The organism is Stenotrophomonas sp. GD03819 (assembly GCF_029841665.1).
Lineage (GTDB): Bacteria > Pseudomonadota > Gammaproteobacteria > Xanthomonadales > Xanthomonadaceae > Stenotrophomonas > Stenotrophomonas geniculata.
In genome coordinates this window covers 24,529-38,554 of the sequence record NZ_JAOCEW010000023.1, presented here as the reverse complement: position 1 = coordinate 38,554, position 14,026 = coordinate 24,529, and the positions used below count along the sequence as shown (strand labels likewise).

At 67.5% G+C, this 14,026-nt stretch carries 9 protein-coding genes; 5 read left to right on the top strand and 4 right to left on the bottom strand.

The features are described 5' to 3' along the window. Positions 1-57: 57 nt before the first annotated feature. The gene (locus N5D45_RS14605) at positions 58-1,227 is read right to left on the bottom strand and encodes a porin (protein WP_043400155.1); all 1,170 of its coding nucleotides are present in this window, start codon (positions 1,225-1,227) and stop codon (positions 58-60) included. A gap of 330 nt (positions 1,228-1,557) precedes the next feature. Between N5D45_RS14605 and N5D45_RS14600 the strand changes: the two genes are divergently transcribed. Next, entirely contained in the window at positions 1,558-2,901 is a 1,344-nt protein-coding gene (locus N5D45_RS14600) for a dicarboxylate/amino acid:cation symporter (RefSeq protein ID WP_010480813.1), read from the top strand. A gap of 230 nt (positions 2,902-3,131) precedes the next feature. Further along, positions 3,132-5,423, top strand: coding sequence for an NADP-dependent malic enzyme (locus N5D45_RS14595; RefSeq protein WP_279939215.1), 2,292 nt, complete (start codon positions 3,132-3,134; stop codon positions 5,421-5,423). A gap of 418 nt (positions 5,424-5,841) precedes the next feature. On the opposite strand, the gene N5D45_RS14590 is transcribed toward N5D45_RS14595, so the two are convergent. Then, positions 5,842-6,585, bottom strand: a complete 744-nt coding sequence (locus N5D45_RS14590) for a basic secretory protein-like protein (protein WP_279939214.1) — start codon at positions 6,583-6,585, stop codon at positions 5,842-5,844. Continuing rightward, the gene (locus N5D45_RS14585) at positions 6,582-9,926 is read right to left on the bottom strand and encodes a GH92 family glycosyl hydrolase (protein WP_197656913.1); all 3,345 of its coding nucleotides are present in this window, start codon (positions 9,924-9,926) and stop codon (positions 6,582-6,584) included. Before N5D45_RS14585 ends, N5D45_RS14590 begins: the two co-directional genes overlap by 4 nt. A gap of 421 nt (positions 9,927-10,347) precedes the next feature. Between N5D45_RS14585 and N5D45_RS14580 the strand changes: the two genes are divergently transcribed. From N5D45_RS14580 to N5D45_RS14570, 3 genes are read left to right on the top strand one after another with little or no spacing between them, the layout of a single operon-like run. After that, the gene (locus N5D45_RS14580) at positions 10,348-10,545 is read left to right on the top strand and encodes a zinc-finger domain-containing protein (RefSeq protein WP_005410967.1); all 198 of its coding nucleotides are present in this window, start codon (positions 10,348-10,350) and stop codon (positions 10,543-10,545) included. A gap of 15 nt (positions 10,546-10,560) precedes the next feature. Beyond that, on the top strand, positions 10,561-11,676 hold the full coding sequence (locus N5D45_RS14575) for a glycosyltransferase (RefSeq protein WP_057503961.1): 1,116 nt from the start codon (positions 10,561-10,563) through the stop codon (positions 11,674-11,676). Continuing rightward, on the top strand, positions 11,657-12,988 hold the full coding sequence (locus N5D45_RS14570; protein WP_197656914.1) for an O-antigen ligase: 1,332 nt from the start codon (positions 11,657-11,659) through the stop codon (positions 12,986-12,988). Before N5D45_RS14575 ends, N5D45_RS14570 begins: the two co-directional genes overlap by 20 nt. A 100-nt stretch (positions 12,989-13,088) precedes the next feature. Here the strand turns inward: N5D45_RS14570 and N5D45_RS14565 are convergent, their stop codons facing one another. Continuing rightward, positions 13,089-14,006 (bottom strand): LpxL/LpxP family Kdo(2)-lipid IV(A) lauroyl/palmitoleoyl acyltransferase, encoded by a 918-nt coding sequence (locus N5D45_RS14565; RefSeq protein ID WP_197656915.1) that lies wholly within the window; start codon positions 14,004-14,006, stop codon positions 13,089-13,091. Positions 14,007-14,026 lie beyond the last annotated feature (20 nt).

The following is a 14,026-nucleotide window of genomic DNA, read 5'->3' as shown; positions in this document are numbered from 1 at the left end:
CTACGCAGGGCCGGCGGGCGTGGCGTGCACGCCCGCCGGGATCTGACGTGGAAGGGGTCAGAAGTGCATCTGCGCGCGCAGTTCGAAGATCTCCGGCGTGCTGTGCACGCCACGACGGCTGGCGTCGACCTTGACGTAGTTGGCCTGGAACTTGAAGTGGCTGGTCAGGTACCAGTTCGCACCCAGGGTCAGGTCGTGCTGGCGTCCGCCGAGGATGCTGCCATCGTCGAGGTCCAGGCGGCTGTAGCGGGCCACCAGTTCCACCGCGCCGTAGTCGTGCGCCGGCTTGATGTTGGCCACGGCACCTGCGTTGTACGGGCGCGATTCGCCGGTCAACACCCAGCTGGCCATCGCGTACTGGCCGCTGCCGGTGTAGTCGGGCTTGCCATCATGGCGGGTGACCGTGGCGCGCAGGGCTTCGGCCTGCAGCGAGAACGGGCCGCGGATCCAGATGCCTTCCAGGCCGGTGCGGCGGATCTGGTCGGCGGTGACCAGCGCGCCGGAATCGACATAGCGGATGTCGGTCAGGCCGGCCTCCGGGCGTGCGCGCAGGCGCGCGCTGGCCTCGTGGTGCACGTCGCGGCCATCGCTGTAGCCACGCGGATTTTCCTGCGAGTAGGCCAGGCCCAGGTGGATTACATCACCCGGCGCCTTCACCGGGGTCCACACCGCACGCACGGCCTGGGTGGTGCCGGGGTTGTCACCCTGCAGGTCCTTGCCGCCATAGGCGCCAGCCTGCAGCAGGTACTGCGGGCGCTCCAGCACCCATTCCACACCCGTGCGGCGGCCGGCGTAGAAGGCCTGCACGGGCAGTGCGGTTTCCAGGAAGCTGCCGGCGCGCGAAGACGTGTTCGCGTCCAGGCCAACCGGGGTCTTCATGTAGCCGAAGCGGAAGCGGCCGATGTCGCGGCCGAAGAAGGCCTTGCTTTCGAAGCGCACGAACACGTCCAGCCAGGTGTCGGACTGGAAGTCGTAGTAGACCATCGCGTCGTAGACGCCCTTCTTCTTCAGCGTCGCGCCGAACTCCTTGCGGCGCACGGCGTCATCGTCCTCAAGGCCGCTGCCCGAGGAAAAATCGTTGTAGTCGTAGGCGATGTTGGCGGTCGCGGCCAATTCGGTGCCGTCGCCGAAGGCGTACCTGGTCGGCCAGTTGTCGAAATCGGCAGCCGAAGCGAAGGCGGGAAGCGCGGCCAGCGACAGGGCCAGCAAGGTGGGAATCGGGCGCATTAGGTGCGGCTCTCTCAGATTGCGTGTGGACAGGACAACAACGGCCGCAAGGGCCGGAACTTTCGCAATGACGCGCCCGGCCGTTCAGCCCGGGCCACCGGCCTCCCCGTGATCGGGCGGTGCGGCGCCAGTGTAGGCATCGCGGCCACCTGAACCGGGGGGCTAGTACCAATAGGTTATCTGCGCCAGCGTGCCCGGCGCGTACAAAGGCGTCCATTGGTCGCACCCCCTGCGCGTGCAGCACAGGGCCTGCGATCAGTTTCCACGGTTACGGTTCCCGTGCAGTCCCGGGGCCGTACGTGCCTGAAAACGCCCCTTCCGGAGTCCGCCATGCACATCCCGACCGCAGCACCGGTGCCTGCAAAGCCGTTGCCGATCTATCGCCAGCTGTACTTCCAGGTGATCGTGGCGATCGTCCTGGGCGCCATCCTCGGCCACTACGAGCCGTTGATCGGCGAGAAGATGAAACCGCTAGGCGATGCCTTCATCAACCTGGTGAAGATGATCATCGCGCCGGTGATCTTCCTGACCATCGTCACCGGCATCGCCGGCATGACCCACCTGCGCACGGTGGGCCGCGTGTTCGCCAAGGCGATGGCGTACTTCCTGTTCTTCTCCACGCTGGCACTGATCGTCGGCATGATCGTGGCGCACGTGGTGCAGCCCGGCGCCGGCATGAACATCAACCCGGCCGAGCTGGATCAGACCGCGGTGCACAGCTACGTCGAGAAGTCGCATGACCTGACCCTGGTCGGCTTCCTGATGGACATCATCCCGAAGACGCTGCTCAGCGCGTTCGTCGATGGCAACATCCTGCAGGTGCTGTTCGTGGCCGTGCTGTTCGGCATCGCGCTGGCATCGGTGGGCGAGAAGGGCAAGCCGATCGTGAACTTCCTGGAGGCGCTGGTCGCCCCGGTGTTCAAGCTGGTGCACATCCTGATGAAGGCCGCCCCGATCGGTGCCTTCGGCGCAATCGCCTTCACCATCGGCAAGTACGGCGTCGGCTCGCTGATCAACCTGGCCTGGCTGGTGGGCTCGTTCTACCTCACCGCGTTCCTGTTCGTGGCGGTGATCCTGGGCCTGGTCTGCCGCCTGTGTGGCTTCTCGGTGTTCAAGCTTGCGCGTTACCTGAAGGCCGAACTGCTGCTGGTGCTGGGTACCTCCTCGTCGGAGTCGGCGCTGCCGTCGCTGATGGAGAAGATGGAACGCGCCGGGTGCAGCAAGTCGGTGGTGGGCCTGGTGGTCCCGACCGGCTATTCGTTCAACCTGGACGGAACCAACATCTACATGACCCTGGCCGCGCTGTTCATCGCCCAGGCCACCAACACCGAACTGACCCTGGGCCACCAGATCGCCCTGCTGCTGGTCGCCATGCTCAGCTCCAAGGGTGCCGCTGGCGTTACCGGCGCCGGCTTCATCACCCTGGCCGCGACCCTGGCGGTGGTGCCGGAAGTGCCGGTGGCTGGCATGGCGCTGATCCTGGGCGTGGACCGCTTCATGAGCGAATGCCGCTCGCTGACCAACTTCATCGGCAATGCCGTGGCCACGGTAGTGGTCTCGCGCTGGGAGGGTGCGCTGGACCGCAACCGCCTGCAGCTGGCGCTGGATGGCCGCGAAAGCGAACTGCCGCCGCTGATCGATGCCGTGCCCGAGGCGCTGCCGGCCAGGGGCTGATCCAGGTGTGTGGTACCGCGGGGCCGATCACGACAGTGGTACGGCCCCGCGGCGTTTCAGGGCGTCCCATGGCTGTCATGGCAGACGCCGAAGCTGGTATCCCGGTACCGTCGCATACGGCACGGAATTGTGCGGTCGCAGCATGCCTGCGACAGGATAGCGACAGGTCCAGACGCTCCAACGGGGGTATCATCCCCTGTCCCTTCTGCCCATTCATGTAACCCACATCGATGTCCAACGAAGATTTCAAACAGGCCGCCCTCGATTACCACCGGATGTCCCCGCCGGGAAAGATCAAGGTTTCCGCTACCAAGCCCATGCTGACCCAGCGCGACCTGTCGCTGGCGTATTCGCCGGGCGTGGCGTACGCCTGTGAAGCGATCAAGGCCGACCCGCAGCAGGCCAGCGAGCTGACCGCCCGCGGCAACCTGGTGGCGGTGATCTCCAACGGCACCGCGGTGCTGGGCCTGGGCAACATCGGCGCGCTGGCCGGCAAGCCGGTGATGGAAGGCAAGGGCGTGCTGTTCCAGAAGTTCGCCGGCATCGATGTGTTCGACATCGAAGTGGATGAAACCGACCCGGACAAGCTGGTCGACATCATCGCCTCGCTGGAACCGACCTTCGGTGGCATCAACCTGGAAGACATCAAGGCGCCGGAATGCTTCGTGGTCGAGCGCAAGCTCCGCGAGCGCATGAAGATTCCGGTGTTCCATGACGACCAGCACGGCACGGCGATCATCGTCGGCGCGGCCGTGCTCAACGCCATGGCGATCACCGGCAAGAAGATCGAGGAAGTGAAGCTGGCGACCACGGGCATGGGCGCGGCCGGCATTTCCTGCGTGAACATGCTGGTGCAGCTGGGCCTGAAGCCGGAGAACATCCTGGCCTTCGATCGCGAGGGCGTGATCCACACCGGTCGTACCGACCTGGACCCGGAAAAGCAGCGCTATGCGCGTGACACCGACAAGCGCACCCTGGCCGAGATCGTCGACGGCGCGGACATTTTCCTGGGCCTGTCGGCCCCGGGCATCCTGACCGCCGAGATGGTCAAGACCATGGCGCCGGACCCGGTGATCTTCGCGCTGGCCAACCCGACCCCGGAAATCATGCCGGAGGTGGCGCGCGCCGCGCGTCCGGACGCGATCATCGGCACCGGCCGTTCGGACTACCCGAACCAGGTCAACAACGTGCTGTGCTTCCCGTACCTGTTCCGTGGTGCGCTGGACGTGGGCGCGACCGCGATCAACGAGGAAATGAAGATCGCCTGCGTGCGCGCCATCGCCGCGCTGGCGCGCCGTGCGGCCACCGACATGGGTTCGGCCTATGGTGGCGAGACGCCGAGCTTCGGCCGTGAATACCTGATCCCGCGCCCGTTCGACCGCCGCCTGCTGGTGGAGCTGTCGGCCGCTGTGGCCCAGGCCGCGATGGATTCGGGCGTGGCCTCGCGCCCGATCGCCGACATGGGTGCCTACCGCGACAAGCTTGCCCAGTTCGTCTACCGCACCAGCCTGATGATGAAGCCGGTCTACGACCGCGCGCGCAGCGACAAGCAGCGCGTGGTGTATGCCGAAGGCGAAGAGGAAGTGGTGCTGCAGGCGGTGCAGAACGTGGTCGATGACGGCCTGGCGCACCCGATCCTGATCGGCCGCCCGGAAGTGATCGAATCGCGCATCGAGCGCCTCGGCCTGCGCCTGAAGATCGGCGAGAACGTTGAAGTCACCAACATCAACGACGACCCGCGCTTCAACGAATACTGGCAGTACTACCACGGCCTGACCGGCCGCCGTGGCGTGACTGTGGCCGCGGCGAAGAACCTGATGCGTTCGCGCCCGACCCTGATCGCGGCGGTGATGGTGGCCCGTGGCGAAGCCGATGCGATGCTGACCGGCATCGTCGGCCGCTTCCACAAGAAGCTGGGCTACGTGCGCAGCGTGCTGCCGCTGGAGCCGAAGGTCACCTCGACCTCGGCGATGACCGGCGTGATCAACCAGCAGGGCGTGTTCTTCTTCGTGGACACCCACGTGCAGGAAGACCCGACCGCCGAGCAGCTGTGCGAAGCGACCCTGCAGGCGGCCTACCGCATGAAGCTGTTCGGCATCGAGCCGAAGGTGGCGCTGCTGTCGCACTCCAACTTCGGCAGCCATGATTCGAAGGATGCACTGAAGATGCGCCAGGTGCGCGAGCTGCTGCTCAAGCGCAACCCGCGTCTGAACGTGGACGGCGAAATGCAGGGCGACACCGCATGGGATGAAGCGCTGCGGCAGAAGCTGCTGCCGGGCTCGACCCTGCAGGGCCGCGCCAACCTGTTCGTGCTGCCGAACCTGGAAGCGGCCAACATCGCCTACAACCTGGTACGCGTGTTCACCGACGGCGTGGCGATCGGTCCGATCCTGATGGGCGTGAACAAGCCGGTGCACATCCTGACCACCAGCGCGACCTCGCGCCGGATCCTGAACATGACCGCCATTGCGGCGGTCGATGCGCAGATCCGCAAGCAGATCGAAGCAGAGAAGAAGGCGTAAGCCTTCGTTCCGCTGCGATCTGCAGAAACGCGCCCTTCGGGGCGCGTTTCGTTTCCGCCCAGCGGAAACCGGATCGGGTAGCGCCGGGCCATGCCCGGCGAGCGCGCAGCGCGGCGCTTCTCGCATTCCGCCGGGCATGGCCCGGCGCTACCCGATGAATTGCAGTCCGGCGGTCATTTCCCTGCAACGCCGCTGCGGCCCAATACGCCCACGCGGCCTGGCCGTGGGAAGGGACCGGACCGGCCTTCCCACCCTGGGCCCGACCAACTTTCCATGGGCGAGGGTGTCATGCGCAATCGAGTGACGCGGCGGTACTTCCAGCAGTTGTTCGCGCTGTACGCCGGCTTCGTGCAGTCGCGCTGAGGCCGCGATGCGGTAGCGCCGGGCACTGCCCGGCGAACGTAAAGTGCGTGGGCGCTCAGTGCCGCTTGCCGCGGCGTGCAGGGGCCGGCGGCGGTGCATCCGAACGCGGCTTGGCGTACTGCGCCCACAGCGCTGGCAGGGCCTTGCCGGTGTGCTTCTGCCACAGCGTCGGTGCATAGCGGCCGTCGCGCAGGGCCTTGTCCAGTGCGAGCACCAGTCCCGGGTGTTCGGCGTCGGCCCACTTCAGGAACGCACCGGTCACCCGGTAGCCATTGTCGAAGTTCTGTCCCTTCTCGACCTTGCCCGGCAGTGCCCAGCCCGCGGCGGCATTGTCCATGCCGTAGCGGTCGCGTGCGTAGTCGGCGATGCCTTCCACCAGCCAGCCCGGTACCCGCGCGTCGCCGTAGCCCGGATAGCCCTGCACGATGTGCATGGCCTCATGGGTGACCAGGTCGATGTCGTTCGGGTGTTGCGCCAGCCACCCCGGGTTGATGGTGATCGTCGCTGCGTGGTCCTTGTCGCCGACGAAGGCGATGCCGGTGTAGGCCGGATCGATCACGATGCGCACCATCGACGGCGCCGCCGGATGGAAGTCCGCACGTTCGCGCAGATAGGCGAAGAAGAACGTATCGATCACACGCTTGCGCTGCGGCGCGGCCAGCGCGCCACGGGCGTCCTGGTAGTTCAGCGTCACACCGTCGCGGGTCAGCTGCGTATCGAACGCCTGGGTCTGGCCGAAACTGGAGAAGGACAGGGCAACAAGGGCCAAGGGCAGAAGACGGAAGCGCATGCCGCTCATTGTACGGTGCCGGCCGCCAGCAGTTCGATCTCCGCCAGCGGCAGCCGTGCCGGTGCCGCCAGGCGCAGGCGGTACTCGCTGTAACGACCGGGTTTGGCGATCCGGAATGGACGGGTCTGGCGGGCGGATTCGAAGTCTTCGCCGCTGCGCTGGTCGAGCACGGCCCAGCTGCCGCTGCCGTTGCGCGCTTCCAGCGTCCACTCACCGCCCTGGATGCGGCCGTCGCCGCTGGTCAGCGTGTACATCGTCGGGGTGCCCTCGGCCAGGCCGGTCAGCGCGATGGTTGCGCCGCTACCCAGGCCCACCGTCGTGCCGGCATCGTCATCGAGCAGCGCGGGCAGGGCACGGCCATCGGCCAGCGTCGCCTTGGTGCCGCTGCCGAGCAGGTCGTGCAGCAGCTGGGGGCCCTGGCCGCGCGGGGTCAACGAGCGCGGCACATCGTCCACGCCACTGCCCCAGCGCGAGGGACGGGGGCCCATCACGAAGTCGAGGGTCGCGCCCTTGGCGATCAGGTCGTGCGGCACCCAGGTCTTCGTCCACGGCGTACCGTTGATCTTCAGCGACTGCACGTAGACGTTCTCACGCGAGTTGTTGGCCGCGTTCACGGTCAGCACCGCGCCACCCTGCAGTTCCACCCGCGCGTGACGGAATGCCGGCGAACCGATCACGTACTCCGGGGCGCCCATGCGCAGCGGGTACAGGCCCAGCGAGGCCAGCACGTACCACGCCGAGGTCTCGCCATTGTCCTCATCGCCCGGGTAGCCCTGGCCGATCTCGCTGCCGACGTACAGCCGCGACAGGATCTCGCGCACATGCTGCTGGGTCTTCCACGGCTGCCCGGCGTACAGGTACATCCACGGGATGTGGTGTGCCGGCTGGTTGCTGTGCGCATACATGCCCATGCGCACGTCGCGCGCTTCGGTCATCTCGTGGATGGTGCCGCCGTAGGAACCGGCCAGTGCCGGGTCCGCGGTTTCCGGTGTGGCGAAGAAGGTATCCAGCTTCGCCGCCAGCTTTTCGCGGCCTCCGTACAGCGCCGCCAGGCCCTCGCCGTCGTGCGCGGCGGTGAACGCGAACGTCCAGCCGTTGGATTCGGTGTAGTCGTGACCCCACACGCGCGGGTCGTAGGCCTTGGCGTCCACGCGCCAGCGCCCATCGGCCTTGCGGCCCTGGAAGAAGCCTGCGTCCGGGTCGAACATCGTCGCGTAGCTGGCGGCGCGGTGGCGGAAGTAGTCGGCCTCGGTGCTGTAGCGTTCGCGTGCGGCGGGCGAGGTCGCGCGCTTGGCCAGGGCGTCGGCCATGTTGGCGATGCCGAAGTCATTGAGTGCACCTTCCATCGTCCACGACATGCCTTCGTGCACGTCGGCGCTGGCATAGCCACGGAAGGTCGAGCGGTCCATGCCCTTGCGGCCGACGTGGCGGTCAGGCGGGACTACGGTCGCGTTCTTCAGCGCGGCCGCGTAGGCCTCTGCCGGATCGAAGCCGCCGACGCCTTTCAGCCACGCGTCTGCAAATGCCACGTCCGAGCTGGTACCGACCATCAGGTCGGCGTAACCCGGCGACGACCAGCGCGCGATCCAGCCGCCGGCGCGGTACTGCTCGATGAAGCCCTGCACCAGCTGGCCGGCATCGTCGGGCGTGAACAGCGCATAGGCCGGCCAGGTGGTGCGGAAGGTGTCCCAGAAGCCGTTGTTGACGAATACCTTGCCGTCGCGCACGGCGGCGTAGCTGCGGGTCGCGCTGCCCTCGGTGTTGTCATCGCTGGCGCTGGCCTGGTTGGCGTAGCGCCACTCCGGTGCGGCGGCGCTGCCCACGTTCTCATGGCCGGAATTCGGGTACAGGAACAGCCGGTACAGGCTGGAATACAGCGTGGTCTTCTGGTCGTCGCTGGCATCGCCGATGTCGAAGCGGGCCAGGCGTGCGTCCCATGCATCCTGCGCACGGCCGGACACGCTTTCCAGCGTGTCGGCCGCGGCGATTTCCAGTGCCAGGTTGTGCCGCGCCTGCTCCACCGAGATCAACGAGGTGGCGATGCGCATGGTCACCCGCCGGTCGCTGCCCGCATCGAACTTGATGTAACCGGTCGGGCGACCGGTGTCGAGGCGCCCACTGCTGCGCCAGGGCTTGTCGAAGCGGGCCACCACGTACATGCGGCTGGCGCCGTTGGACAGGCCACTGCGCGTGTCGGTATAGCCGGACAGCGTCTGCGTGGCGGCGTCCAGAGTCAGGCCACCGCGTGCATCGACATTGTCGAACAGCAGGTTGGCGTCGCCGCCCTCGGGGAAATCGAAGCGGAACAGCGCCGCATGATCGGTCGGCGCGATGGCGGCGGCGATGCCGTTGTCGAAGCGCACGTCGTAGCGGTAAGGGCGGGCGCTCTCGTGGCTGCGATCGAACGACAGCGCGCGCTTGCGGCGGTCGGCCTCCGGCACGCCACGGCTGGCCGAGGGCATCACCTGGAAGGTCTGGCGGTCGCCCATCCACGGGCTGGGCTGATGGCTCAGCGCAAGCGCCTGCAGTTGCGGGCGGTTCTGTGCGTCGTTCTGTTCGTTCCAGCGGTACAGCCAGTTCAGTGCGCCGGCATCGGTCACCGGAGTCCAGAAGTTGAAGCCGTGGGGTACCGCCGTGGCCGGGAAATTGTTGCCGCGCGAGAAGGTGCCGTTGGCCTGGGTGCCACGGGTGGTCAGCACCCAGTCGGAGACGCGTTGCGGCTGTTGTCGCGGCTGAGCATCCAGGCGCACGTCGTCGATCCAGCCGGCGACCGGTGCACCGTCGGCACTCGCCACCTCCAGTTCGATCGCCACCACGCGGCGACCGTTCAGCGCGGGCACGTCGCCCAGTCGCACCGCCTTGCGTGCCCATTGCTGCGGATACAGCGTCTTCGACACGCCCTGCGCGTGTGCGCCAAGGGCTATACCGTGCTGGTCGCGTGCCGCGCCGGCCGAAACGCGGCTGCCATCGTCCAGCAGCAGGTCCAGTGACACATAGGTCGAGGCCACGGTGTCCTTGCCGACGATCTCCGGCAGCACCAGCCACGACAGGGTGGTATCGGCCTCGATCGGCAGATCTGTCTTGAACAGCTCGCGCCGCGCGCTGCCGCCTTCGCTGCTGTAGCGCAGTGCATGCAGGCCGCTGTAGCCCACATTGCGCTTGGCGGCGTAAGGCGCCGCAGGGCCGTTGCCGATCGTGACCTGCAGTGCACCCGCGGCCTGCGACGGGGCAGGTTCGCCGGGCTCGAACGAGGTCTGCAGTCCCTGTGCCAACACCGGCATCGCGGTAGTCGCACAGGCCAGGGCCAGGGCGAGCGGAAGCAGGGCGCGGCGTGGATCGGACAGGGTCATGCAAGGGTCTCCCGGAAGGGCAGGCGGCGGGCAGAACCCGCATCGGCGGACACCACGGACAGCATCGCTCCTCCCGCCGGGATGGCAGTGGAAGAAGCGATGCCGGTCCGGTGGGGGCGGGCCATGCGATCGGGTCGGATTGGGGCAGGCCGGTTCACGACCTGGCCCGATCCTGCAACAGCCGTGGCAACCTGACAAGTGCCATTTAGTTCGATCCAAATGCGGGAAATATCGTTGTCGGTGGTTTCCCGGCGTGAACCTGCAGGATTGGTCGGGAATTTCCACCGGCACCCCATCCCGAGGTGGCATGCAAGGTCGCAGGGAATCGGCCCGGTACGCGTAAAGACCCGTTGCGGCGCAATGTCGGGGCGGCCCGGATGCTAGAATCACAGGCCTCGCAACCCGTTCATCGACATCCGCCATGAGCCATACCGCCACTGCGCCCGCCAACGCCGAGAAGCGCTACACCGTGCACCGCAGCGATCTGCCGCTGAGCTGCCCGACCCCGGAAATGGCGCTGTGGAACTCGCATCCGCGCGTGTACCTGCCGATCGAAGACGAGCCCAACGGCGAAGCGCAGTGCCCGTACTGCGGTTCCGTGTTCGTGCTGGCCGACTAAGCGGCCGCCCCTTCGATGCGCCGATTGACCGTGGTGCAGTTGCTGCCGGCGCTGCACTCCGGCGGCGTCGAGCGTTCGACCCTGGAAATCGCTGCGGCCCTGGTCGCCGCCGGCCATCGCGCGTTGGTAGTGTCGGCTGGCGGCCGCCTGGTGCAGCCGCTGCTCGATAGCGGTGCCGAGCACCTCACTCTGGACATCGGCCGCAAGTCGCTGCTGACCCTGCGCCATCTGCCGACCCTGCGCCGACTGTTCGCCGAGGTTGGCGCGGACGTCGTGCATGCCCGCTCGCGGCTGCCGGCCTGGCTGGGGTTGTACGCCATCCGCGCCATGCCCACCGCACAGCGCCCGCACTGGGTGACCACCGTGCATGGATTGAATTCGCCCAGCCGCTACAGCGCAGTGATGACCAGCGGTGAACGCGTGATCTGCGTGTCCAACAGCGTGCGCGACTACGTGCAGCGGCACTATCCGACAGTTCCCGAAGCGCGGCTGCAGGTGATTCCGCGCGGCGTCGATGTCGCACAGTTTCCGCGCGTGGCCCGCGCCGACCGCCGGCCACGACTGGCGCTGGCAGCCGACTACCCGTGGCTGGCACAGGTTGAGGGCCCGCTGCTGCTGCTGCCGGGGCGGGGCACCCGGCTGAAGGGACATGCTCATGCGCTGCAGTTGCTGGCGGATGTACGCGCCGCCGGTGTGCCAGCACAGCTGTGGATGCTGGGCACCGATGAACCGGGCCGTGAAGCCTACGTGGCCGACCTGCGCCGGCAGGCCGCTGCTTTGGGCGTGACCGACGCCGTGCAGATCAGCACACCGACCGCGCGCATCGCCCAGGCCTATGCGGCCAGCGATCTGGTGCTGCAGCTGTCGGACAAGCCCGAAGCATTCGGCCGTACTGTGGTCGAGGCGCTGTCGGTGGGCCGCCCGGTGCTGGGCTGGGATCATGGTGGCGTCGGCGAACTGCTGCGGCAGCTGCAGCCCGCTGGCGCGGTGCCGCTGGGCGATGCACGCGCGCTGGGTGAACGTGCGCTGGCCCTGCTGGCGCAGCCGCCGTCCTTGCCGACCCGCATCCCGTTTACCCTGCAGGCCATGCAGCGCGATACCCTCCGCCTCTATGCCGACCTCGCCGGCTGACCCCGCCGTCACCGTGCGCGACGACCGCGCCGGACGCTGGGCGCCCTGGTGGGTGCTGGCGTACGTGGCGATGTGGCCGTTGCCGGGCATCGCCGAAACCATTCTCGGTCTTGGCGCGGTCTACGCCGCCGCGCGCATGGTCATGCGCCGACTGCAGCGTCGTCCGCACCTGTTGAGCACGGCAGCGTGGGCGCTGACCTCGATCCTGTTCCTCGGCTATTGGCTGCCGCAGGCGTTCTCGGCGTTTGATGCGATCGATCCGGCAGCGTCGTGGACGAAGGCGGCCGCCGGCCTGCGCTACCTGCCCTTCATGTGGCTGGTGGCGATCGCGGTGGCCACGCCCGAACGGAGGCGGCTGACCTTCGGTGGCCTGGCGCTGATCACCGGCGCATGGACCCTGGATGCGCTGGTGCAGGCGGTGGCCGGAACCAGCCCGTGGTTCTGGTCGCTTGAGCAGCTGAAGCTTGCGGTGAGTGGTCACGCGTTGTGCCCGGCCACTGAGGCGGCCGTGGTCGATCGCCTCAGTGGGGCACTCGGGCCGTGCAACCTGAAGTTCGGCCAGGTCCTGGCCAGTCTCTCACCGTTCCTGTTGTTGCCGCTGGCGCGTCGCTTTGGCAATCCGGGTTGGGTACTGGCCGCGGCGGCGCTGGGCTGCGTGCTGCTGCTGGCCGGCTCGCGCGCATCGTGGATCACCTTCGCGCTGGTGCTTGCCTACAGCGGCGTGCGCCAGTTCGGCTGGAAACGGTTGGTGCTGCTGGCGCTGGTCGCTGTCCTCGGTGCGGGCGCGCTGACCGCCAGCGTGCCGCAGCTGCGCGAACGCTTCGCGCGAACGGCGTTGGCCTGGGATGGAAGCGAGCGCGGTGTCGACGAGGCACTGTCAGGGCGTGCGCGGATCTGGGACGCCGCGGCCTGCATGATCGAGCAACATCCGCTCAATGGCGTCGGTGCACGCGGCTTCCGCGATGCCTATCCGGCTTGCGTGTCTGGCGACGAACCGGCGGTGTGGGGCGATGCCCCGGCGTTGCATGCCCATCAGATCGTGCTGGAAATCCTGGCGGAAACCGGCGTGCTCGGCCTGCTGCTGTGGTTGGCAGCCGTGGCCCAGGCCTGGCGGGCCTGGCGCTATGCACCGATGGCCGCGCGTGAGCGGGCCCGCCCGGCGATGCTGGCGCTGGCGGTCACCGTGTTCCCGCTCAACACGCATCTGGCGTTCTATTCCGCGTTCTGGGGTGGCCTGACCGTGCTGCTGGCGGCGTTGTTCGCCGGCAGCCTGTTGGCCCACGAATCGGATGAATCTCCGCCGATGCAGTAGTTGCCAACCTTGGTTGGCGCCTCGGGACCGGCCTCGGTTCATCGGCGCCAGCCAAGGTTGGCGACTACCATGAGCACGCCGGCCCTTCCACCGCATCCCGTTATTTGTAGAAATCGCTCCGCCCGCCCGGCTGGCGCTTGAAACGGCGGTGGATCCACAGGTACTGGTCGGGGGCCTCGCGCACCATCTCCTCGATGGCCTGGTTGACCCGCGTGGTATCGGCTTCCACATCCTCGCTGGGAAAGTTCTCCAGCGGCGCGCCGATCTTCAGGAAGTACTTCCCGCCCTCGCGGCGGTGGAAGTAAGGAATCACCGCACAACCGGTCATCCGCGCCAGCTGGTGGGTGGCGGTAATGGTGGATGCGGTATGGCCGAAGAAGGGCACGAACACGGTGTCCTTGCCGCGCATGTCCTGGTCCGGCGCGTACCAGAGGAAGCCGCCCTTCTTCAGGTGGCGCACGGTCGCGCGGATGTCTTCATTGGCGAACATCGCCTTGGCATAGCGCAGGCGGCCGAACTTCACCGCCCACTCGTACACCGGGTTCTTGTGCTTGCGGTACATGCCTGAAAGATCGACGTAGTCGCACAGCAGGCGGCCGCACATCTCCAGGGTCATGAAGTGGCCGGACACCAGCAGCACGCCGCGGCCTTCGGCCTGCATCTGCCGCAGATGCTCGAGGCCTTCGATCTTCACCTGTGGGCGGATGCGGTCGATGCTGCCCCACCAGGCGCGGATGCACTCGAGCACGCCCACGCCCAGCGCGTCGAAGCTGTCGCGCACCAGGCGCTGGCGCCAGGCTTCGTCCTTCTCCGGGAAGCACAACTTCAGGTTGACCTCGGCGGCGCGACGGCGGCTGCCGAGCAGGCGCCAGCTGATCCAGCCGACGCCACGGCCGAGCGCACGCTGCAGCATCCACGGCAGGCGGGCAATGGCGAAGGCGCCGAGCATGGCGGTGAACATCGGCCAGTTGCGGGGATTGCGCAGCGACGGGCGGATGGCGGTGGTGGCATCGGACATGGCGCCATTCTACCAACCCG

Bases quoted from the DNA above. Each gene is read 5' to 3' on its own strand.
- N5D45_RS14585 (WP_197656913.1), bottom strand. From the start codon at position 9,926: ATGACCCTGTCCGATCCACGCCGCGCCCTGCTTCCGCTCGCCCTGGCC.
- N5D45_RS14575 (WP_057503961.1), top strand. From the start codon at position 10,561: ATGCGCCGATTGACCGTGGTGCAGTTGCTGCCGGCGCTGCACTCCGGC.
- N5D45_RS14605 (WP_043400155.1), bottom strand. From the start codon at position 1,227: ATGCGCCCGATTCCCACCTTGCTGGCCCTGTCGCTGGCCGCGCTTCCC.
- N5D45_RS14590 (WP_279939214.1), bottom strand. From the start codon at position 6,585: ATGAGCGGCATGCGCTTCCGTCTTCTGCCCTTGGCCCTTGTTGCCCTG.
- N5D45_RS14570 (WP_197656914.1), top strand. From the start codon at position 11,657: ATGCCGACCTCGCCGGCTGACCCCGCCGTCACCGTGCGCGACGACCGC.
- N5D45_RS14600 (WP_010480813.1), top strand. From the start codon at position 1,558: ATGCACATCCCGACCGCAGCACCGGTGCCTGCAAAGCCGTTGCCGATC.
- N5D45_RS14595 (WP_279939215.1), top strand. From the start codon at position 3,132: ATGTCCAACGAAGATTTCAAACAGGCCGCCCTCGATTACCACCGGATG.
- N5D45_RS14565 (WP_197656915.1), bottom strand. From the start codon at position 14,006: ATGTCCGATGCCACCACCGCCATCCGCCCGTCGCTGCGCAATCCCCGC.
- N5D45_RS14580 (WP_005410967.1), top strand. From the start codon at position 10,348: ATGAGCCATACCGCCACTGCGCCCGCCAACGCCGAGAAGCGCTACACC.